Origin of the sequence: Achromobacter sp. SIMBA_011 (assembly GCF_046535435.1) — a bacterium.
Lineage (GTDB): Bacteria > Pseudomonadota > Gammaproteobacteria > Burkholderiales > Burkholderiaceae_B > Achromobacter > Achromobacter dolens.
The window spans coordinates 79783-100367 of record NZ_JAWRWN010000001.1 but is presented as its reverse complement, the minus strand read 5'-3'; the positions used below and the strand labels follow the sequence as shown (position 1 = coordinate 100367).

Genomic DNA, 20585 nt, shown 5'->3' with positions numbered 1-20585 from the left:
GCATGGGCGTGCATTCCTTCTACCGGCCGCGCCGCATCCACACCCTGCTGGTCGCCAACCGCGGCGAGATCGCGCTGCGGGTCATTCGCGCCGCGCGCGAGCTGGGCATGCGCACAGTGGCGGTCTATAGCGACGCCGACCGCGACGCGCTGGCGGTGCGCCTGGCCGACGCGGCGGTGCACATCGGACCGGCGCACGCCACGCGCAGCTATCTCAACGCCGAGGCCCTGCTGGCGGCGGCGCGCGAGAGCGGCGCCGACGCGATCCACCCGGGCTACGGCTTCCTGGCCGAGAACGCCGACTTCTCGCAGGCCGTGACCGACGCCGGCCTGGTGTTCGTCGGGCCCGATGCCCGCACCATCCGCAGCATGGGCGACAAGGCCGCGGCGCGCGCCTGCGCCAAGGCGGCGGGCGTGCCCACCGTGCCGGGCAGCGAGGGTGTGGTCGGCTCGCTGGACGAGGCCCTGAGCCATGCGGCGCAGATCGGTTATCCCTTGATGATCAAGGCGAGTGCCGGCGGCGGCGGACGCGGCATCCGCGTGGCGGCCGACGAGGCGCAGCTGCGCGAGGCCATCCCCCTGGCCCAGGCCGAGGCGCGCGCCGCGTTTGGCGATGGTGGCGTTTACCTGGAGCGCTACCTGCCGCGCGCCCGTCATATCGAGGTGCAGGTGCTGGGCGACGGCGAGCGCGCGGTGCACCTGTTCGAGCGCGAATGCTCGCTGCAGCGCCGCCGCCAGAAGGTGTTCGAGGAAGCGCCGTCGCCGGCGCTGAGCCCCGCGCTGCGCCAGGCGCTGTGCGAATCGGCGCTGCGCCTGACCGAATCGGTGGGCTATCGCGGCGCCGGCACGCTGGAATACCTGTACGACGAGGCCCGCGGCGAGTTCTACTTCATAGAAATGAACACGCGCATCCAGGTCGAGCATCCGATCACCGAAGCCATCACCGGCATCGACCTGGTGCGCGAGATGCTGCGCATCGCCGACGGCGAGCCTCTGCGTCTCAAGCAAGCGGACATCGTCATGCGCGGCGCCGCCATCGAATGCCGCCTGAACGCCGAAGACCCGGCGCGCAACTTCGCGCCCGGCCCCGGCACCGTGTCGCACGTGCGCTGGCCGGCCGGTCCGGGCGTGCGCATTGACTCGATGGTGTATGCCGGCAGCGTGGTGCCGCCCTATTACGATTCGCTGCTGGCCAAGTTGATCGTGTGGGACGAGGACCGCGACGCCGCGCTGGCTCGCATGGCGCGCGCGCTGGATGAAACCGAATTCGAAGGCGTGCCGTCGACGCTGTCCCTGCATCGCGCCCTGGTGGCCGATGCGGGCGTGCTGGCCGGCGACTATCACACCAACTATCTGGAAAGCTGGATGCAGCAGCGGGAGGGGACCCAATGACGGTGCGCTACACCCATGGCGGCGATGAGTTCATCTTCGCCGAGATCAGCGAATCGATGTCGCTGGCGGCGTTCTTCAAGGGCATGGCGATCACGCGCGCGCTGCGCGAACGCGCCGTGCCCGGCGTCACCGAGATCTGCCCGGCCAACGCTTCGTACCAGATCCGCTACGACCCCGAGCAGGTCGCGCCCGAGGCCATGCTGGCCATCCTGCGCGATATCGAGGCCACCATCGACCTGGACAACCTGCGGCTCGACACCCGCGTCATCCAGATGCCGGTGCTCTACAACGACCCCTGGACCCACGAGACGCTGATGCGCTTTCGCGAGCGCCACCAGGACCCCGACTCGACCGACCTGGAATACGCCGCGCGTATCAACGGCTTTGCCGATACCGATGCATTCATCGCCGCGCATTCCACCGCGCCGTGGTTCGTGTCGATGGTCGGCTTCGTGGCCGGGCTGCCGTTCATGTTCCAGATGGTCGAACGCGAACGCCAGCTGGAAGTGCCCAAGTACCTGCGGCCGCGCACCGACACGCCCAAGCACACGGTGGGACATGGCGGTTGCTTCGCCTGCATCTATTCCGTGCGCGGCGCGGGCGGCTACCAGATGTTCGGCGTGACGCCGGCGCCGATCTTCGAGCCCGCGCAGCGCCAGGCGCACCTGCGCGACTCGATGGTGTTCTTCCGTCCCGGGGACATCGTCAAGTTCAAGCCGATCAGCCGCGCCGAGTACGACGCCGCGGTGGCGCGGGTCGAGGCCGGCACCTTCCAGCTCGACATCCGTCCCGTGTCGTTCTCGCTGTCCGAATTCATGGCGGCGCCCGAACAGTACAACGCCCGCCTTCTGGAGACGCTCCATGTCGCATGACGAACCGCTCATCGAAGTGATCAAGCCCGGGCTGGCGACGTCGGTCCAGGATCGTGGCCGCCAGGGCTACTACCACCTGGGCATTCCACCCTCGGGCGCGCTGGACCAGTACGCGCTGGCCGCCGCCAACCTGCTGGTGGGCAACCCCGAGGACGCGGCGGTGCTGGAATGCACGCTGATGGGGCCCGAACTGCGCTTCACCCGCGCGGCGGTGATCGCCGTCACCGGCGCCACCATGACGCCCAAGATCGATGGCCAGGCACAGGCCTGCAACACCGCGCTGGCGGTGCCGGCCGGCGCCAGGCTGTCATTCGATTTCGTGCAGGCCGGCGCGCGCGCCTGCCTGGCGATCGCCGGCGGCATCGACGTGCCCGAGGTGCTCGGTAGCCGCTCGACCTACACGCTGGGCGCCATCGGCGGCTTCGAGGGCCGCCGCCTGCAGGCCGGCGACCGCTTGCGCGTGGGCGCGCCGCGCCCCGGGACGCGGGTCGGCCGCGCGCTGCCGGCGGCGCTCGCCAGCGAGTGTCCGAAGGAACAGGTGCTGCGCGTGGTGCCGGGCCTGTACGACCATCGCCTGATGCCGGAATCGGCCGCATCGTTCTACGAAGACGCCTGGAGCGTGACCTCCGAGGCGGACCGCATCGGCTACCGCTACAAGAAGGGCCGCGCGCTGAAGTTCCAGCCGCGCGAACAGCCGTTCGGCGCCGGCGCCGATCCGTCCAACATCGTCGACGCCTGCTATCCCATTGGTTCGATCCAGGTGCCGGCGGGGGTGGAACCCATCATCCTGCATCGCGATGCCGTGTCCGGCGGCGGCTACGCCATGATCGGCACCGTGATCAGCGCGGACCTCGACAAGGTCGGCCAGATGCAGCCCAACCAGCAGGCCCGCTTCGAGCGGGTCACGCTGGAGACGGCCTTGCAGGCCCGCAAGGACTACCGCGCCCGCCTCGAGCGGCTGCGCGCCGCCCTGGGCTGATCTCCGCCCCGCTTTCCCGTTGATTGCCGCTTTCCTTCCGGCCCGTTCCGACGGGCCGGACGGGCGCGCTCGCGCCTGTGCATTTGAGTTTCACACGCTGCACGCCGTACCCGTCCGCATTCCGCGGTTCTTCAGCACGTCAGGAGAGCCTCCATGGCCAACCTTGCTTCCAGCTCCTCGTCCTCCGACCGGGACACTTCCCTAGCCACCGTGGCCGATGCCGACCGCATGGGCCGATTCCCGCTCACCATGGCCTGGTGGGCCGTGTGCAGCGCCATCTTCTACATCGTGGTCGGCGCCACGCTGGCGCTCAACTACGGCGCCCGCAACGCCATCATCGGCATGGTGCTGTCGGTGATTTCCTATGGCCTGATCAACGCCGTGATCTCGCGTTACGCCATCCGCACCGGCCAGTCGGTGGCGCTGTTCTCTCGCAGCGTGTTCGGCACCTCGGGCGCGGCGCTGGCCACCCTGATCTTCTTTGCCACCGCCATCTACTACGCCGTGTTCGAGGGCTCGGTGATGGCGGTCGCCGCGCACCACATGTTCCCGGCCGTGCCCTACTGGGCCTTCGCGCTGCTGGTGGTCGTCTACAGCGTGCTGCTGATCTTCGGCAGCGTGCAGCGCTGGCTCGACAAGTTCAACGGCGTGCTGCTGCCCTTCTACCTGGGCGGCCTGCTGCTGGCAGTGGCGCTGGCCACGCGCGAGTACGGCTACAGCGACGCCTGGCTGGCATTCGGCCCGGCCGGAGGGCCGGTGGCGGGCGGCTGGTGGGACGCCTACGTGTACTACATGGGCGTGTGGATCCTGATGATGTTCACCTTCGACTACGCGCGCTTCGGCCGCCGCGAAGACGCGCGCTACCACGGCCGCTACAACTTCGGCATGCCGTTCTACCTGGTGACCTTCCTGCTAAACGGCGTGGCCGGCATCTACCTGGTCGCCATCATTCCCGGCGATGGCGCCCTGAGCGAAGTGTCGGTGGTGCTGGCGCTGCTCAAGCTGATGGGGCTGGGCGGCCTGTTCTTCGTCTGGGTGACGCAGACCCGCATCAATACCGCCAACTACTACCTGGCCACCATCAACATGCAGGCCTTCTTCGCGCGCTTCGGCCGAGCGCGCCTGTCCAAGGCCGCCTGGGCGGTGATCGTGGGCGCGGTGTCATACGCGCTGATGCTGTTCGACGTGTTCGCCTATCTGCTGCAGGCGCTGGCCTACCAGGGCATCTTCGTGGTGGCGTGGGTCGCCGTGGCGCTGGTGCACATCCTGGCGGTGGACGAAGCCGCGCCGACGCCAGGCGGGGGCAGCGCCTACAACCGCCGCGGCCTCGGCGCCTGGTTCGCGGGCGCGGCCAGCGGCCTGGTGCTGATGCACCTGAACGGCGTTGCGGCGACCTTCGCGGCGCCGGCCAGCTTTGTGGTGGCGGGCGCGGTGTACTGGCTGGGGCAGGCGGCGGTCTCGGGGCCGCGCATGCAGCGCGGCGGCGCCTAGTCGCGCGGCGTCCCTCGCTGGTCGGGGCGCCGGCTCAGGCCAGCGCGGCCAGGAACACGAGCGCGCCCAGCGCCAGCATGAGGAAGGGGCTGATGCGCGTGTAGACCAGCGCCAGCGTGGAGACCGCGGCCACGCCCCAGGCCCAGGCGCCGCCTTCGGCGGCCCGCAGTACCGTGCACGACGAGGCCAGGATCATGCCGGCGGCCACCGGCACCAGGCCCGCCTCGATGGCGCGGACGCAGGTGGCCTGGCGGTAGCGCGCCCAGACCCGCGCCAGCGCGTAGATCAACAGCGAGCAGGGCAGGAAGATCGCGATCGACGCGGCAATCGCGCCCAGCCACCCGCCCACCTGCCAGCCGATCAGCGTCACCAGCAGCGACGCCGGGCCCGGCGTGATGCGGGACAGCGCAAAGTAATCCAGGAACTGCGATTCGCTGATCCAGCCATAGCTGTCCACCGCCTGGCGGTGGATGTCGGGCAGGATGCTCTGGCCGCCTCCGACCGTCAGGAACGACAGCGGCGTGAACACCGAGAACAGGTCGTGCAGCGTGGCCAGGTTCATGGTTGCCGCTCCCGGCGCCGCAGCCGCGCGTAGGCGATGCCGATCGACAGGGGCGCCATCGCGCCCACCACCCACAGCAGCGGCAGGCGCAGTAGGAAGATGGCGGCGAAGGTCGCGCCCATGACGGCGGCCGGCACCCAGCCCTGCAGCGCGCGCCGGGCGGCGCGCAGGCCGGTCTGCAGCGACACCCCGACCGCCGCCGCCGCCACGCCCGCCATGGCCACGTGCAGGCCCTGCGACTGCGCCATGCTGGCGAACAGCGCGGCCGCGCCGATGGCCACCAGCATCGGCGGCACGGTGATGCCCAGGCCGCCCAGCAGCGCGCCGGCGCCGCCGCGCAGGCGAAAGCCGATCCAGATGGCCAGGTTCACCACGTTCACGCCCGGGAACGACTGCGCCAGCGCCAGGCCGCTGAGGAAATCGGCTTCGGACAGCCAGCGCCGCTGCTGCACGAATTCGCGCATCATCCAGCCGCTCAGGCCGCCGCCGAAACTGGTCAGGCCGACCTTGGCGAAGGCCAGGAAAATCTGCGGCAGTGTCGGCGGGGCGGCAACGGCGGGGTCAGCGGAGGACATGGCGGGCGGCGCGATGGGGTCAATGACCGCATCTTACGCAATGCGAAATGTCGGCTGGCTGAAAGAATTTCGCCGCCGGGCACGACGTGCCGGGCGGCGAAAGCGGGGGCCGGTCGGTGACCGGCGCGGCAGCGCGGCGCGCTCAGCGCGGCAAGTCGCTCGACCCCATCAGGTAGGCGTCCACCGAGCGCGCGCACTGGCGGCCTTCGCGGATGGCCCAGACCACCAGCGACTGGCCGCGACGCATGTCGCCGGCGGTGAAGACCTTTTCCACGTTGGTGCGGTAGTCGTCGGTGTTGGCGCGCACGTTGCCGCGCGCGTCGCGGTCGACGCCGAAGGCATCCAGCACGGCCTGCACCGGCGACACGAAGCCCATGGCAAGCAGCACCAGGTCGGCCTTGATCTCGAATTCGGAGCCTTCGACCTCGCGCATCTTCATCTGGCCGGTCGATTCATCCTTGAACCACTCGACGCGGGCGCCGACCAGCTTCTCGACCTTGCCGTTGCTGCCCTTGAGCAGCTTGGTGGTCACCGACCAGTCGCGTTCGCAGCCTTCCTCGTGCGAGGACGAGGTGCGCATCTTCAGCGGCCAGTAGGGCCAGGTCATGGCCTTGTTCTCGGACTCGGGCGGCTGCGGCAGCAGTTCGAACTGGGTGACCGAGGCGGCGCCATGGCGGTTGCTGGTGCCGACGCAGTCGGAACCGGTGTCGCCGCCGCCGATCACCACCACGTGCTTGCCCTTGGCCAGCGTCTGGTTGGTGAGGCGGTCGCCCGCCACGGCCTTGTTCTGCTGGCGCAGGAAGTCCATGGCGAAATAGACGCCCGACAGCTCGCGGCCCGGCACCGGCAGGTCGCGCGGGGTTTCCGAACCGCCGCTCATCACCACGGCGTCGAATTCGGCCAGCAGCGAGTCCGGGGTGCGCACGGTCAGGCCGTCGGCCACCGGGTCGGTCGGCTTGCCGACGTAGGTCGAGGGCGCGAATTCCACGCCTTCGGCTTCCATCTGCGAGATGCGGCGGTCGATCTGGTGCTTTTCCAGCTTGAAGTCGGGGATGCCGTAGCGCAGCAGGCCGCCGATGCGGTCGCTCTTCTCGAACAGCGTCACCGAGTGGCCGGCGCGCGCCAGTTGCTGCGCGCAGGCCAGGCCGGCGGGGCCGGAGCCCACCACGGCGACCTTCTTGCCGGTCTTGCGCGCCGGCACTTGCGGCGTCACCCAGCCCTCGGCCCAGCCCTTGTCGATGATGGCGTGCTCGATGGACTTGATGCCCACGGCGTCGCTGTTGATGTTCAAGGTACAGGCGGCCTCGCACGGCGCCGGGCAGATGCGGCCGGTGAATTCCGGGAAGTTGTTGGTGGAGTGCAGCACGTCCAGCGCGCGGCGCCAGTCCTGCTTGTACACCAGGTCATTCCAGTCGGGGATGATGTTGTTGACCGGGCAGCCGTTGTTGCAGAACGGGATGCCGCAGTCCATGCAGCGCGCCGCCTGCTGCTTGGCCTGGTCGTCGGTCAGGTGCAGCACGAATTCGCGCCAGTTCTTCAGCCGCTTCTGCGGGGCCTCGGAGGCCTCCTGCAGGCGCTGGTATTCCATAAAGCCGGTAATCTTTCCCATGGTATCCCTCACGCAGCCAGTTGTTGCGGGTTGGCTGCACGCCACATTTCACCCAATGCGCGGCGGTAGTCCGTCGGCATGACCTTTACGAATTTGCCGCGCGAGGCTTCCCAGTCGCCCAGGATTTCGCGGGCGCGGAAGCTGCCGGTGTAGCGGAAGTGGTCTTCCACCAGGCGGCGCAGGATGGCTTCATCCGTCTCGCGCTCGCCGCCGCGCTGCGCGCTGTGCCAGACGTCGATGTTGTTCTGGGCCTGCTGTTCCGCGTGCGGCAGCACGGCTTCCAGTTCGACCATCGACAGGTTGGCGCGCTGCTTGAGCGTGCGTTCCGGATCCCACACGTACGCCACGCCGCCCGACATGCCGGCGGCGAAGTTGCGGCCGGTGGCGCCCAGCACCACCACGGTGCCGCCCGTCATGTATTCGCAGCCGTGGTCGCCGGTGCCTTCCACGACCGTGGCGGCGCCCGAGTTGCGCACCGCGAAGCGTTCGCCGGCCACGCCGTTGAAGAAGGCCTCGCCCGCCAGCGCGCCGTACAGGACGGTGTTGCCGGCAATGATGTGGTCGGGGCCGAAGCCGCGGAAGTCATTGGGCGAGCGCACGATGATGCGGCCGCCCGACAGGCCCTTGCCGACGTAGTCGTTGCCTTCGCCCACCAGGTCCATGGTGATGCCATGGGCCAGGAACGCGCCGAAGCTCTGGCCGGCGGTGCCGTTGCACTGGATGTGGATGGTGTCGTCCGGCAGGCCGTCGTGGCCGTAGCGCGCGGCCACGGCGCCCGACAGCATGGCGCCGATGGTGCGGTTGCGGTTGCGAACCGGCACGATGAACGAGACCTTCTCACCGCGCTCCAGCGCCGGCTTGCTGCGCTCGATCAACTGGTGGTCCAGCGCGCCGGCCAGGCCATGATCCTGTTCTTCGGTCTGGCGCACTTCGGCATCGGACTGCGTCTGGTGGAACACGCGGGTGAAGTCCAGGCCCTGCGCCTTCCAGTGCTCGACGCCCGAGCGCATGTCCAGCAGGTCGGCGCGGCCGATCAGGTCGTCGAACTTGCGGATGCCCAACTGGGCCATGATCTCGCGCACTTCCTCGGCGATGAAGAAGAAGAAGTTGACGACGTGCTCGGGCTTGCCCTGGAACTTCTTGCGCAGCACCGGATCCTGCGTGGCCACGCCCACCGGGCAGGTGTTCAGGTGGCACTTGCGCATCATGATGCAGCCTTCGACGACCAGCGGGGCCGTGGCGAAACCGAATTCGTCGGCGCCCAGCAGCGCGCCGATGACGACGTCGCGGCCGGTCTTCATCTGGCCGTCGGCCTGCACGCGGATGCGGCTGCGCAGGCGGTTCAGCACCAGCGTCTGCTGGGTTTCGGCCAGGCCCAGTTCCCAGGGCGTGCCGACGTGCTTGATGGACGAGACCGGCGAGGCGCCCGTGCCGCCGTCATGGCCGGCGATCACGACGTGGTCGGCCTTGGCCTTGGCCACGCCCGCGGCCACCGTGCCGACGCCGACTTCCGACACCAGCTTGACCGAGATCGAGGCCTTGGCGTTGACGTTCTTCAGGTCGTGGATCAGTTGCGCCAGGTCTTCGATCGAGTAGATGTCGTGGTGCGGCGGGGGCGAGATCAGGCCCACGCCCGGCACCGAGTAGCGCAGCTTGGCGATGTACTCCGAGACCTTGTGGCCCGGCAACTGGCCGCCTTCGCCGGGCTTGGCGCCCTGCGCCATCTTGATCTGGATCTGGTCGGCCGACGACAGGTACTCGGCGGTGACGCCGAAGCGGCCGGAGGCCACCTGCTTGATCTTCGAGCGCAGCGAGTCGCCCTTCTTGAGCGCGACGTCGGCTTCGATGCGTTCGGAGCCGAGCACCGAGGCCAGCGTGTCGCCGTCCTTGATGGTGCTGCGGCCTTCGCGCATTTCGGCGCGGTAGCGCAGTTCGTCTTCGCCGCCTTCGCCGGTGTTGGACTTGCCGCCGATGCGGTTCATGGCCACAGCCAGCACCGAGTGGGCCTCGGTCGAGATCGAGCCCAGCGACATGGCGCCGGTGGCGAAGCGCTTGACGATGTCCTTGGCCGGCTCGACGTCATCGAGCGGGATGGCGCGCGACGGATCGAAGCGGAACTCGAACAGGCCGCGCAGCGTCATGTGGCGGCGGCTCTGGTCGTTGATGATCTGCGCGTACTCCTTGTACGTGCGGTAGTTGTTGGCGCGCGAGGCGTGCTGCAGCTTGGCGATGGAATCCGGCGTCCACATGTGCTCTTCGCCGCGCACGCGGTAGGCGTACTCGCCGCCCGCTTCGAGGTCGTTCGCCAGGACCGGGTCGCTGCCGAAGGCGGCGCGGTGCTGGCGCAGCGCTTCCTCGGCCACCTGGAAGATGCCGATGCCTTCGATGTTGGAGGCCGTGCCGGTGAAGTACTTGTTCACCAGGCTGCTCTGCAGGCCGACCGCTTCGAAGATCTGGGCGCCGGTGTAGGACATGTAGGTGGAGATGCCCATCTTGGACATCACCTTGTTCAGACCCTTGCCGATTGCCTTGATGAAGTTCTTGACGGCCTTTTCCGGGTCGCTCATCTTGCCCAGCGATTCCAGCGCCAGGTAGGGGTGGATGGCTTCGGCGCCATAGCCGCCCAGCAGCGCGAAGTGGTGCACTTCGCGGGCCGAGCCGGTTTCCACCACCAGGCCGGTGTTGGTGCGCAGGCCGGCGCGGATCAGGTGCTGGTGCACCGCCGAGGTGGCCAGCAGGGCGGGGATGGCCACGCGCTCGCTGTCGACCAGGCGGTCCGACACGATCAGGATGTTGTAGCCGCTTTGCACCGCGTCCACGGCGCGCGCGCACAGCGCGGCCACGCGGGCTTCGATGCCCTCGGGGCCCCAGGCGGCCGGGTAGGTGATGTCCAGCTCGAAGCTGCGGAATTTCTTGCCCGTCACCTGCTCGATGTCGCGGATCTGCGCCATGGCGGCGAAGTCCAGCACCGGCTGCGACACTTCCAGGCGCAACGGCGGGTTGACGTTGTTGATGTCCAGCAGGTTGGGCTTGGGGCCGATGAACGACACCAGCGACATCACCATCTGCTCGCGGATCGGGTCGATCGGCGGGTTGGTGACCTGGGCGAACAACTGGCGGAAATAGTTGTAGAACGGCTTGGCGCGGTCGGACAGCACGGCCAGCGGGGCGTCGTTGCCCATCGAGCCGATCACTTCCTCGCCGGTCGAGGCCATGGGTTCGAGGATGAACTTGTAGTCTTCCTGGGTCCAGCCGAAGGCCTGCTGGCGATCCAGCAGCGACACCGACGATTGCGTGGCGACGGCGGCCTGGCGCGGGGCCGGCAGCGATTCCAGCTTGATCTGCAGGCGTTCGATCCACTGGCGGTACGGACGGCTGTTGGCCAGTTGCAGCTTGATCTCGGCGTCGTCGATGATGCGGCCCTGTTCCAGGTCGATCAGGAACATCTTGCCCGGCTGCAGGCGCCACTTCTTGACGATGCGGTTCTCGGGGATCGACAGGGTGCCGGCTTCCGAGGCCAGGATGACCATGTCGTCGTCGGTCACCAGGTAGCGCGCCGGGCGCAGGCCGTTGCGGTCGAGCGTGGCGCCGATCTGGCGGCCGTCGGTGAACGCGACCGCGGCGGGGCCGTCCCACGGCTCCATCATGGCGGCGTGGTATTCGTAGAAGGCGCGGCGGCTTTCGTCCATCTGCGTGTGCTGTTCCCAGGCTTCCGGGATCATCATCATCATGGCGTGGGCCAGCGAGTAGCCCGAGTTCACCAGCAGTTCCAGGCAGTTGTCGAACGTGGCGGTGTCCGACTGGCCTTCATAGACGATGGGGTACAGCTTCTTCAGGTCGTCGCCCAGCACGGCCGACTGCATCATGCCTTCGCGGGCGCGCAGCCAATTGAAGTTGCCCTTGACCGTGTTGATTTCGCCGTTGTGGGCGATCATGCGGTACGGGTGGGCCAGCGGCCAGGCCGGGAAGGTGTTGGTCGAGAAACGTTGGTGCACCAGCGCCAGCGCCGACACGGTGCGCGGATCGGCCAGGTCGCGGTAGTAGCGGCCGACCTGGTCGGCCAGCAGCAGGCCCTTGTAGACCACGGTGCGCACCGAGGCCGAGGGCACGAAGTATTCCTTGCCGTGCGCCAGGTGCATGTTCTGAATGGCGTGGCTGGCGGTCTTGCGGATCACGTACAGCTTGCGTTCGAGCGCGTCGGGCACCATCACATCGGCGCCGCGGCCGATGAACAACTGGCGGATCACGGGTTCGCAGTCGCGCACGGTGGGCGACATCGGCATGTCGACGTCCACGGGCACGTTGCGCCAGCCCAGCACGACCTGGCCCTCGGCGCGCACCGAGCGCTCCAGTTCCTGTTCGCAGGCCAGGCGCGAGGCGGTTTCCTTGGGCAGGAACACCATCGCCACGCCGTATTCGCCGGGCGGCGGCAGGGTGATGCCGTGCTGGGCGAACTCGTCGCGATAAAGCGTGTCCGGGATCTGGATCAGGATGCCGGCGCCGTCGCCCATCAGCTTGTCCGCGCCCACCGCGCCGCGGTGATCGAGGTTTTCCAGGATCTTCAGGCCCTGCTGGATGATGGCGTGGCTTTTCTTGCCCTTGATGTGCGCCACGAAGCCCACGCCACAGGCGTCATGCTCGTTCTTGGGGTTGTACAGGCCCTGGGCCGGCGGCAGGCCGATGCGGCTGGCATCGATCGGGGTCGCCTTGGGGGTGGGACAGGATTCGTTCGGGGTGATTTGGGGCATGGCGCGCTCCGCAGTAAGACTGCGTTCTAATGTTGCAGTGCAGGAACGGACAATACCCCCGTAGGCAGTAGGGTGCAATAGAAATATAAGGGGTGTGACCCTAATTTATTCATTGCACCGTCATAGAGCATTAATATGGGGACACAACAAGGCCCGCACCGATCAAGGCTTGCGGCGACGGTGCGCCGACTCGCACGGGCCTCAAGGGGGTGAATCCCTCGATTTCGCCATGTTTTGTCCCCAATTATTGTGATGCTTTTTGGCGAATCCGGAGGCCGGTCGGCGCCTCTCGGCTGGCGTGCGAACGCACGCGATCCTGCCGCCTCGGAGATTGCGGCGGCATGAAAAAAGCGCCCGAAGGCGCCTGGTCAGGAGGACGATCCGCTTCCGGAGGTTCCGTTGGATGGCGGTGACGCCGGCGTCGCGGCCCCCCCGGTATCGCCGCCGGACTCGGCGGCGGCCGGCGCGGCCGGCTTTTTGCGCGGCCGTCCGCGTTGGCCCGGGGCCACGCGGCGGCTGGCGGTATGGGCCAGGCTGGCGATGAAGCTCGGGCCGCCCAGCGCCCACTGGCCAGAAACAGCCTGGTCGATGCGCTGGCTTTCCTCGCGCGACAGGCCGTCCTGCAGGCGCTTGCGGTAGTTGGCCTGGCGGTCGAAGGGCGTGTTGCCGCAGGCCCAGTAGTCGGCGTGGTCGGACTGCCACTGCGCCGGCGCTGCCGTGGTATTGCCGGTATGGCTGGAGGCCGAGGACCAAGGCCAGGAATCGGGATCCTGCGACGCGCCGCTGCGCACCGGATAGGTTTCCAGCCAGACCAGCGCGGGCAGCACCCAGGCGCCGGGCTCGAGCAGGGCGGATCGATAGCGGCCCGCGAACACCCGACCGCCGCGCAGGCGCGCCGCCAGGTTGCGGCCCAGCGTCTGCATCAGGCGCGGCAGGCCTTCCTCGTCGGCGGGGGTGGCCAGCAGCAGGATGCGGTCGTTGGCGAGCAGCCAGCCATGCACCGACACGCGGTGGCGCTGGGCCGATTCGCCCAGCCACGTGGCAAGCTGATTGAGGATATCGGCCGGGGCGGGCTGCGATGCCGCCGCCAGCGGCTGAATGAAATTGGCCTGCACCAGTTGGGGCAGCCCAGGGGCGTACAGACGGGGCAGACGGGCCATAGTGTCAGGGCTTGCGCTTCCAGAAGAACGGGTTGTCTTCTCTCACGTATATAAATAGTGCCACGGTGAACGCTGGTCAAGCCCCGCGATCACAATATGGGCGCGGAATCGCTACTTTTTGTGGAAAGGACTCCGATTCGGGCAGGTTAACATTCGGCGACGGATCCTCGTACCGTGGATATACCCTAATTCCGACCGAATTTTCTTCAGCCTCAGACCCGGAGACCTCCCATGCCCGCCTCCCTGGAACTCATTTCCCAGCATCGTTGTTTCGGGGGGGCGCAGCGCTATTACCGCCATGAGTCGGCCGAGATCGGCCTGCCGATGCGGTTTTCGGTGTTCGTGCCGCCGCAGGCCGAGCATGGCCCGGTGCCAGTGCTGTTCTACCTGGCCGGCCTGACCTGCACCGAGGAAACCTTCATGATCAAGGCGGGCGCCCAGCGCCTGGCCGCCGAACTGGGCGTGATGCTGGTGGCGCCCGACACCAGTCCGCGCGGCGCCAACGTGCCGGGCGAAGACGAGAGCTGGGACCTGGGCACCGGCGCTGGGTTCTATCTGGACGCGACCACCGCGGCCTGGCGCGCCCACTACCGCATGGACAGCTACGTGACCCGCGAGCTGCATGGCATCGTCACCACCGCCCTGCCCGGCGACGCCGCGCGCGTCGGCATCTTCGGCCATTCGATGGGCGGTCACGGCGCGCTGGTGCTGGCGCTGCGTCACCCGGGCAAGTTCCGGTCGGTCTCGGCGTTCGCCCCGATCGCCGCGCCCAGCCAGTGCCCGTGGGGCCAGAAGGCGTTCGGCGCCTACCTGGGCGAGAACCGCGACGACTGGGCCGCCTACGATGCCTCGGCCCTGATGCGCGGCTTGCGCCAGCCATTCCCCGGCGGCATCCTGGTCGACCAGGGCACCGCCGACCAGTTCCTGGCCGAGCAGTTGTATCCCGAGGTATTCGAGGCCGCCTGCGCCAGCGCCGGCCAGCCCCTGGTGCTGCGCCGCCAGGACGGCTACGACCATGGCTATTACTTCATCTCGACCTTCATCGAGGATCACATCCGGTTTCACGTCGAGCGGCTTGGAAAGCCGGTCGCCTGACCCCTCGCTTCTATACTGGGCGGCCTGCCGTGGCAGGCCCGCGGCGGCTCCCGCCCGGCCCCTGGCCGCGGCGCCCTTTGCATAGGATCGGCTGATTTGATCAACGGAATCGCTCCCTTCGTCTGGATTCTGCTGGCCGCGGTGGTCGTCTTCCTGCCGGGCCTGGCGATGCTGCTGGGCAAGGGCGGCCCGCGCGACGAGCGCGGCCGGCGCACCTTCCAGTTCCGCCCCGTGCGGCGCGTGTTCGGCCTGTTGCTGCTGTTGCTGGGCGGCGTGTCGGGGCTGCTGGCGCTGTCGCTGGTCCAGTTCTTCAAGCTGACCACCGACGAACCGGTGGCCCGGATCGAGGTCCGCCAGCAGGCGGAAGGCCAGTTCCAGGTCAGCGCCGCCGCGCCGGGCGTGGGCGCCAAGCAATATGTGCTGTATGGCGACCAATGGCAGATCGACGCCCGCGTGGTGCGCTGGCGCCTGCCGGCCCTGATGGCGGGCTTGTCGCCGCTGTATCGCCTGGAGCGCCTGTCCGGCCGCTACAGCGACGCCGCGCGCGAGGCCTCGGCGACGCGTTCGGTGCATGCGCTGGACGACTGGCCGGCGCCGGACCTGGGGTCGCTCAAACAGAGCTTCCCGAACTGGTTTCCCTTCGTCGATGTCCAATTTGGCAGCGCGGCCTACATGCCGCTGTTCGATGGCGCGAAATACCAGGTCTATATGGATCCCCGCGGCGCGTTGTTCGTACGCCCGGACGGCGAGGCCACCGCGGCGGGACTGAAGCGGCTGGGGTGGTAGCCAACGCGTCCGGAGCCGTGTGACGGCCTGCCCGGCAAGGCGGATGGCCCTGCGGGCAGGTCGGAATTTAAAATGGGGTCGCATCGCGTGGAGGAAACTTTGACGCGTCGCAATAGTCGAATTAGCACTCCCTTTACTAGAGTGCTAACATCGAATCCATGTCTTTACCCCTTCGCTTTCCGGAGACCGCCGCAATGAAGCAACCCAGTACCTCGTTGGCCACGTCCGGCAACGCTCTGGCGTTGGCCATCGCCAATCCGGGCGCGCTCGGCACGATCGATGCCTACATCTCGGCCGTGAACCGCCTGCCGGTCCTGTCGGCCGAACGCGAAACCGAACTCGGCCGCCGCCTGCGCGACAGCGAAGACCTGGGCGCCGCGCGCGAGCTGGTGTTGTCGCACCTGCGCCTGGTGGTGTCGGTCGCGCGCCAGTACCTGGGCTATGGATTGCCCCACGCCGACCTGATCCAGGAAGGCAATGTCGGCCTGATGAAGGCCGTCAAGCGGTTCGACCCCGAGCGCGGCGTGCGCCTGGTGTCGTTCGCCGTGCACTGGATCAAGGCCGAAATCCACGAATACATCATCCGCAACTGGCGGCTGGTCAAGGTGGCGACCACCAAGGCGCAGCGCAAGCTGTTCTTCAACCTGCGCAGCATGCGCCCGGACGGCCAGACGCTGGATCCGGAACAGGTCGATCACATCGCGCGCGAACTCAACGTGCGCCGCGAGGATGTCAGCGAAATGGAAGTGCGCCTGTCCGGCCGCGACATGTCGCTCGAGAACCAGGACGACGATGACGACAGCTACGCGCCCATCGCCTACCTGTCCGACGAAGGCCGCCAGGAGCCGACCCGCGTGCTGGAACGCGCCGCCCGCGACCAGTTGCAGAGCTCGGGCCTGTCGAGCGCGCTGGAAGCACTCGACCCGCGGTCGCGCCGCATCGTCGAGGCCCGCTGGCTGCAGGACGACGGCGGCGCCACGCTGCACGAGCTGGCGCAGGAATTCGGCGTGTCGGCCGAACGCATCCGCCAGATCGAGGCCGCCGCGTTGAAGAAGATGCGCGGCAACCTGGCCGCCTGATTTCCCGCCGCATCCATGCCCAGGGCCGCGATTCGCGGCCCTTTCCATTTACGCCGCCGACCGCCCAGACCCACGGAAGGGGCCGTGGCGGCCATTGTCGCGTCGCACCAATAAATTGATACAAATTCGCCGCGAAATAACCGCCGATTTCAGAAACTTAATGCAGTGCGCCCCGCCTAACTTCACGTAGACCGCAAACTTTGGTTGGCAGTCTTGTCATCCGTCTCGGCTTCTCCTCTTTCCCCTCCCCTATGAGACGGATGCTTGCGGGGCACCACGCATATGGTGCCCCGTTTTTTATTGCGCGCGCGAAACGCGTCGGGCCGTTCAGGCCGCCTGCGCGCTGGCCGGACCGGGCTGCGTTGCATGCCACAGGGCGTCCTGCACGCGCCGCACGCCGGTGGCCATCGAGCCATCCTGGTAGAGCTTGATCCAGCGATACCCGGGGGCGAGGTTGTCGACCACATGCTTGCCGTCGCGGATGCTGAACTGGAAGCAGGTGGAGGGCGTGGCCAGCATGCGCAGGTTGTGGCGGCGGCGGTCGAACTCATGGTGCACGTGGCCCCACAGCAGCACACGCACCTGCGGCCAGCGCGCCAACAGCTTGAACAGCGCCTGCGGGTTGTCGATCATCATCGAATCATGCCAGTGGCTGTCGATCTGCATCGGGTTGTGGTGCATGGCCAGCAGCGTGTGTCGTCCGGGCGCCTCGGCCAGCGCCGCTTCCAGCAGATCGAGCTGGCTGTCGGGCAGGTGGCCGGCGTTCGAGCCGGGCACGGTGGTGTCCAGCGAAACCACGCGCCAGGCGCCCACGTCCGTCACGGGCACCGACCATTCGGGCAGTTCATGGCGCATCGCCACAGGCAGGTCGTGGTTGCCCGGCAGGCAACGGATCCGGGCGCCCTCCAGCGCCGGCGCGGCGCCCAGGATGGCGGCCAGGCGCTGGTAGGCGGCGGGCTCGCCGTCCTGGGACAGGTCGCCCGTGGCCAGCAGCAGGTCGGGGTGCTTGCCGTCGGCCTCGATCTGGCGCAGCACGGCGCGCAGGCTGGCATCGGTGTTGACGCCGAGCATCACGGTGTCCGGCTCGCCGAACAGGTGGCAATCGGTCAACTGGACGAGCATGGCTGGGGCGTCGGTGCGCCGGGCCAGGGTATGGACGCGTGCCAAGTGCGGCTCCTGCGAAGTTTCTGCACGGGCTCCTACCTTACCTAAAAAACATGTCCCGGCGCGTATCGCCCCACCCGATCGGGGTAACGAAACGTGCGCCGGAAATAGCCGTTCGCCGGAATCGACTGGAAAACCCGCTATTCTTGTGGAACTTCTCACAAGCTTCATGATCGGGACGCGGCGTTATCCATGGATGTAGGTTTTCTCGTATTCGGCCTGGCCGGGCTGTTGACCCTGGTGTGCTTCATGCCGCCGCTGGCTGGCCGCCTCAAGCTGCCCTACTCGGTGCTGCTGGCAATCGTCGGCTGCCTGCTGGGCATCATCGTGCACGTCCATGGCTGGGCGCCGAGCTGGATCGGCGACTTCCTGGATTCGCTGGAGCGGTTCGAGATTTCCTCCGAGACCTTCCTGATGGTGTTCCTGCCGGTGCTGCTGTTCGAAACCGCGCTGTCCATGAACGTACGGCGGCTGATGGACGACATCGGCCCGATCCTGATGATGGCGATCGTCGCCGTGGTGGTGTGCACGGTGGTGGTGGGCGTGACGCTGGACGCGATCTCGCCCTATGGCCTGGTGGTCTGCCTGCTGCTGGGGGCCATCGTGGCGACCACCGACCCGGTGGCGGTGGTGGGCATCTTCCGCGAAGTGGGCGCGCCCAAGCGCCTGACCACGCTGGTCGAAGGCGAAAGCCTGTTCAACGACGCCGCGTCGATCGCCCTGTACTCGGTGCTGCTGGCCGTGCTGGGCGGCCATGGCGAGTTGACCGCCAGCGGCATCTTCAATGACTTCATTGTGCACTTCATCGGCGGCGGCATCGCCGGTTTCGCCATGGGGCGGCTGGCCTGTTTCCTGTTCGCCTGGCTGCGCGGCTTTCCCACGGCCGAGATCACGCTGACGCTGACGCTGGCCTACCTGTCCTTCTTCATTTCCGAGCACTACCTGAACGTGTCGGGCGTGGTCGCCACGGTGATCGCCGGCCTGGTGGTGGGGTCGACCGGCCGCACCCGCATGTCGCCGACCACCTTCGAATACCTGTCGAGCGCCTGGGAACAATTCGGCTTCTGGGCCAACTCCCTCATCTTCCTGTTCGCGGCCATGCTGATTCCCAAGCTGATGGCGGCCGCCGACTGGCAGGAACTGGTGCTGGTGGCGGTGGTGTTCGTGGCGACGCTGGTGGCGCGGGCCATTGTGGTGTTCGGGCTGCTGCCGTTGCTGGGGCTGACCAAGCTGGGCACCAAGGTCAGCAATCCCTACAAGGTGGTGATGCTCTGGGGCGGCCTGCGCGGCGCGGTGTCGCTGGCCCTGGCCCTGGCCGTGACCGAGCAGACCGGCGTGCCCGAGGAGGCGCGCCAGTTCATCGCCGTGGCTACCACCGGTTTCGTGCTGTTGACGCTGTTCGTCAACGGCATCAGCCTGCGGCCGCTGATCCGCATGCTGGGGCTGAACCAGTTGTCGCCGGTCGAGCGCACCATCCGCAACCAGGCGCTGGCGGTGGCGCTGGAGGACCTGCAGGGCAAGACCGAAGAAGTGGCCAAGACCGAGCACATCGGCAGCGAGGTGCGCGACCGTATCCGCGCGGTGTTCGACGCCAGCTTGACCAGCGTGCACGATGGCCAGGTCAGCCAGATGAGCGACGAGCAGCGGGTGGCCGTCGGGCTGGCGATCGTGGCGCAGCGCGAGGAGGAAATGTTCTTCGACATCCTCAAGGCGCAGATCGTCGACTGGCGCATGGCGGAAACGCTGCTGGCGCGGGCCGAACGGCTGGAGGACGCGATCCGAATGGGCGGGGTGCCGGGCTTCGAGCGCGCCATCATTGCCGACGTGCGCTATTCCACCGGCTTCCGGCTGGCCTTGCGGCTGCACTACCTGTTCGGTTTCCAGGGCTGGCTGGCGCGCGAACTGGGCCAGCGTTTCGCCAACCTGATGAGCAAGCGATCGGTGGCCCAGCGCCTTATCGTGTTCGCGCGCGAGCAGATCACGCCGCTGCTGGGCGAAACCGCCACGCAGCGCATCGTGTCGCTGCACCAGCGCCGCCTGGACCTGATCGAAAACGCGATGCAGGCGCTGAACCTGCAATATCCGTCGTACGCGCAGTGGCTGCAGGAGAGTTACCTCGGCCGGGTGGCGCGCGAGCTGGAACGGATCCGCTATCGCGACATGCTGGAGCAGTTCCTGATCAGCGGCGAGGTCTACGCCGACCTGATGGCGCAGTTGAAGAGCCGCTGGGCGCACATCGACACGCATCCGCCGCTGGACATCGAAATGAGCGCGGCCGACCTGATCAAGCGCGTGCCGCTGTTCGAGGGGCTGTCGGCCGATTCGTTGCGCGCCATCAGCAAGCTGCTCAAGCCGCGCCTGTCGTTGCCCGACCAGCGCGTGCTGACCAAGGGGCGGCATGGCGAAGAGATGTGCTTCGTGGCGTCGGGCGCGGTGGCGGTGCACCTGCCGGACAACACCATGATCGAACTGGGCAGCGGCGAGTTCTTCGGCGAACTCGGCCTGCTGGGCGAGCAGCAGATCGCGCCCGAGGTGACCTCGCTGGGCTACAGCAAGCTGCTGATGCTGTCGTCGCGCGATTTCCACGCCCTGCTTGCCCGCGACGAAAACCTGCGCGAACGCATCCAGGTGGTGGCCAAGCAGCGCCTGCGGGCGATCGAGGTCTGGAAGCAGTTCTCGCAGGCCAACGCGACGCCCGCGCCCGCTCCCGCGCCGGCGTCGGCGCCTTCGCCCTCACAGGCGGCGGAAGCGGCCGAGGCCGCGGGGGTGCAGAGCGGCCTCGATACGCGGGCGGTGCAGGCGTTGAGGGCGGCCGAGCCGGGCGCAGCGGTGGCGTTGCCGGCAGTGGGAAGCGGGTCGGAGCCGCAGCAACAACGTCCGCGGCAGGTCGAGACACGGCCTGTCGAGGCGCATCCCGCGCAGCCGCTACAGGTCGAGACGCACGCCGCGCCGTTGCAACAAGTGGAGACGCGCCAGGCCGACGCGCACAAGGCCGATGCGCGCGAGACGGATGCGGCGCCGGGAGGCGCCAGCGCCTGATGCGGGCAGGTGCGCGCCGGCAGGCCGGCGCGGTC

Annotated in this window: 14 protein-coding genes; 8 read left to right on the top strand and 6 right to left on the bottom strand. The window is 68.0% G+C overall.

Annotated elements, in window-relative coordinates:
• Positions 1 to 2: 2 nt before the first annotated feature.
• From SB816_RS00460 to SB816_RS00445, 4 genes are all read left to right on the top strand, one after another.
• Positions 3 to 1391: an acetyl-CoA carboxylase biotin carboxylase subunit gene (locus SB816_RS00460; protein ID WP_410546391.1), complete on the top strand. Its 1389-nt coding sequence runs from the start codon at positions 3 to 5 to the stop codon at positions 1389 to 1391.
• Positions 1388 to 2263 carry a 5-oxoprolinase subunit B family protein gene (locus SB816_RS00455; RefSeq protein WP_410546390.1) on the top strand — a complete coding sequence of 292 codons (876 nt, stop codon included), beginning with the start codon at positions 1388 to 1390 and terminating at the stop codon, positions 2261 to 2263. The genes SB816_RS00460 and SB816_RS00455 overlap by 4 nt, the downstream gene beginning before the upstream one ends.
• Positions 2253 to 3242, top strand: coding sequence for a biotin-dependent carboxyltransferase family protein (locus tag SB816_RS00450; RefSeq protein WP_049070609.1), 990 nt, complete (start codon positions 2253 to 2255; stop codon positions 3240 to 3242). Before SB816_RS00455 ends, SB816_RS00450 begins: the two co-directional genes overlap by 11 nt.
• A 153-nt stretch (positions 3243 to 3395) precedes the next feature.
• Entirely contained in the window at positions 3396 to 4733 is a 1338-nt protein-coding gene (locus SB816_RS00445) for a purine-cytosine permease family protein (RefSeq protein WP_064524555.1), read from the top strand.
• Positions 4734 to 4767: 34 nt separating this feature from the next.
• Here SB816_RS00445 and SB816_RS00440 read toward each other — a convergent pair whose 3' ends face one another.
• From SB816_RS00440 to SB816_RS00420, 5 genes are all read right to left on the bottom strand, one after another.
• Complete coding sequence (locus SB816_RS00440) at positions 4768 to 5295, bottom strand: chromate transporter (RefSeq protein ID WP_054503721.1); 528 nt, start codon at positions 5293 to 5295, stop codon at positions 4768 to 4770.
• Positions 5292 to 5870, bottom strand: a complete 579-nt coding sequence (locus SB816_RS00435) for a chromate transporter (RefSeq protein WP_054503720.1) — start codon at positions 5868 to 5870, stop codon at positions 5292 to 5294. Before SB816_RS00435 ends, SB816_RS00440 begins: the two co-directional genes overlap by 4 nt.
• A 142-nt stretch (positions 5871 to 6012) precedes the next feature.
• Entirely contained in the window at positions 6013 to 7479 is a 1467-nt protein-coding gene (locus SB816_RS00430) for a glutamate synthase subunit beta (RefSeq protein ID WP_054503719.1), read from the bottom strand.
• A gap of 8 nt (positions 7480 to 7487) precedes the next feature.
• A complete protein-coding gene (locus tag SB816_RS00425) occupies positions 7488 to 12227 on the bottom strand; it encodes a glutamate synthase-related protein (RefSeq protein ID WP_054503718.1) in 4740 nt (1579 codons plus the stop codon).
• 368 nt (positions 12228 to 12595) lie between these two features.
• On the bottom strand, positions 12596 to 13387 hold the full coding sequence (locus tag SB816_RS00420; RefSeq protein ID WP_054503717.1) for a hypothetical protein: 792 nt from the start codon (positions 13385 to 13387) through the stop codon (positions 12596 to 12598).
• A gap of 231 nt (positions 13388 to 13618) precedes the next feature.
• Here SB816_RS00420 and fghA point away from each other — a divergent pair, with 231 nt between their 5' ends.
• The 3 genes from fghA (at position 13619) to rpoH (ending at position 16347) form a co-directional block, all read left to right on the top strand.
• Positions 13619 to 14482: an S-formylglutathione hydrolase gene (gene fghA, locus SB816_RS00415; RefSeq protein ID WP_410546389.1), complete on the top strand. Its 864-nt coding sequence runs from the start codon at positions 13619 to 13621 to the stop codon at positions 14480 to 14482.
• A 96-nt stretch (positions 14483 to 14578) separates the two neighbouring features.
• Positions 14579 to 15268 (top strand): hypothetical protein, encoded by a 690-nt coding sequence (locus SB816_RS00410; protein WP_116791684.1) that lies wholly within the window; start codon positions 14579 to 14581, stop codon positions 15266 to 15268.
• Positions 15269 to 15462: 194 nt separating this feature from the next.
• Positions 15463 to 16347, top strand: coding sequence for an RNA polymerase sigma factor RpoH (gene rpoH, locus SB816_RS00405; protein WP_006388088.1), 885 nt, complete (start codon positions 15463 to 15465; stop codon positions 16345 to 16347).
• Positions 16348 to 16674: 327 nt separating this feature from the next.
• Here rpoH and cpdA read toward each other — a convergent pair whose 3' ends face one another.
• Complete coding sequence (cpdA, locus tag SB816_RS00400) at positions 16675 to 17514, bottom strand: 3',5'-cyclic-AMP phosphodiesterase (protein ID WP_054503714.1); 840 nt, start codon at positions 17512 to 17514, stop codon at positions 16675 to 16677.
• A 189-nt stretch (positions 17515 to 17703) separates the two neighbouring features.
• On the opposite strand from cpdA, the gene SB816_RS00395 reads away from it, so the two are divergent.
• Entirely contained in the window at positions 17704 to 20550 is a 2847-nt protein-coding gene (locus SB816_RS00395; RefSeq protein ID WP_064524562.1) for a cation:proton antiporter, read from the top strand.
• The last annotated feature ends 35 nt before the right edge of the window (positions 20551 to 20585 follow it).

Coding starts and splice junctions, on each gene's coding strand:
- SB816_RS00425 (WP_054503718.1), bottom strand. CDS start 12,227: ATGCCCCAAATCACCCCGAACGAATCCTGTCCCACCCCCAAGGCGACC.
- SB816_RS00435 (WP_054503720.1), bottom strand. CDS start 5,870: ATGTCCTCCGCTGACCCCGCCGTTGCCGCCCCGCCGACACTGCCGCAG.
- SB816_RS00450 (WP_049070609.1), top strand. CDS start 2,253: ATGTCGCATGACGAACCGCTCATCGAAGTGATCAAGCCCGGGCTGGCG.
- SB816_RS00445 (WP_064524555.1), top strand. CDS start 3,396: ATGGCCAACCTTGCTTCCAGCTCCTCGTCCTCCGACCGGGACACTTCC.
- fghA (WP_410546389.1), top strand. CDS start 13,619: ATGCCCGCCTCCCTGGAACTCATTTCCCAGCATCGTTGTTTCGGGGGG.
- SB816_RS00430 (WP_054503719.1), bottom strand. CDS start 7,479: ATGGGAAAGATTACCGGCTTTATGGAATACCAGCGCCTGCAGGAGGCC.
- rpoH (WP_006388088.1), top strand. CDS start 15,463: ATGAAGCAACCCAGTACCTCGTTGGCCACGTCCGGCAACGCTCTGGCG.
- SB816_RS00455 (WP_410546390.1), top strand. CDS start 1,388: ATGACGGTGCGCTACACCCATGGCGGCGATGAGTTCATCTTCGCCGAG.
- SB816_RS00420 (WP_054503717.1), bottom strand. CDS start 13,387: ATGGCCCGTCTGCCCCGTCTGTACGCCCCTGGGCTGCCCCAACTGGTG.
- SB816_RS00440 (WP_054503721.1), bottom strand. CDS start 5,295: ATGAACCTGGCCACGCTGCACGACCTGTTCTCGGTGTTCACGCCGCTG.
- SB816_RS00395 (WP_064524562.1), top strand. CDS start 17,704: ATGGATGTAGGTTTTCTCGTATTCGGCCTGGCCGGGCTGTTGACCCTG.
- SB816_RS00460 (WP_410546391.1), top strand. CDS start 3: ATGGGCGTGCATTCCTTCTACCGGCCGCGCCGCATCCACACCCTGCTG.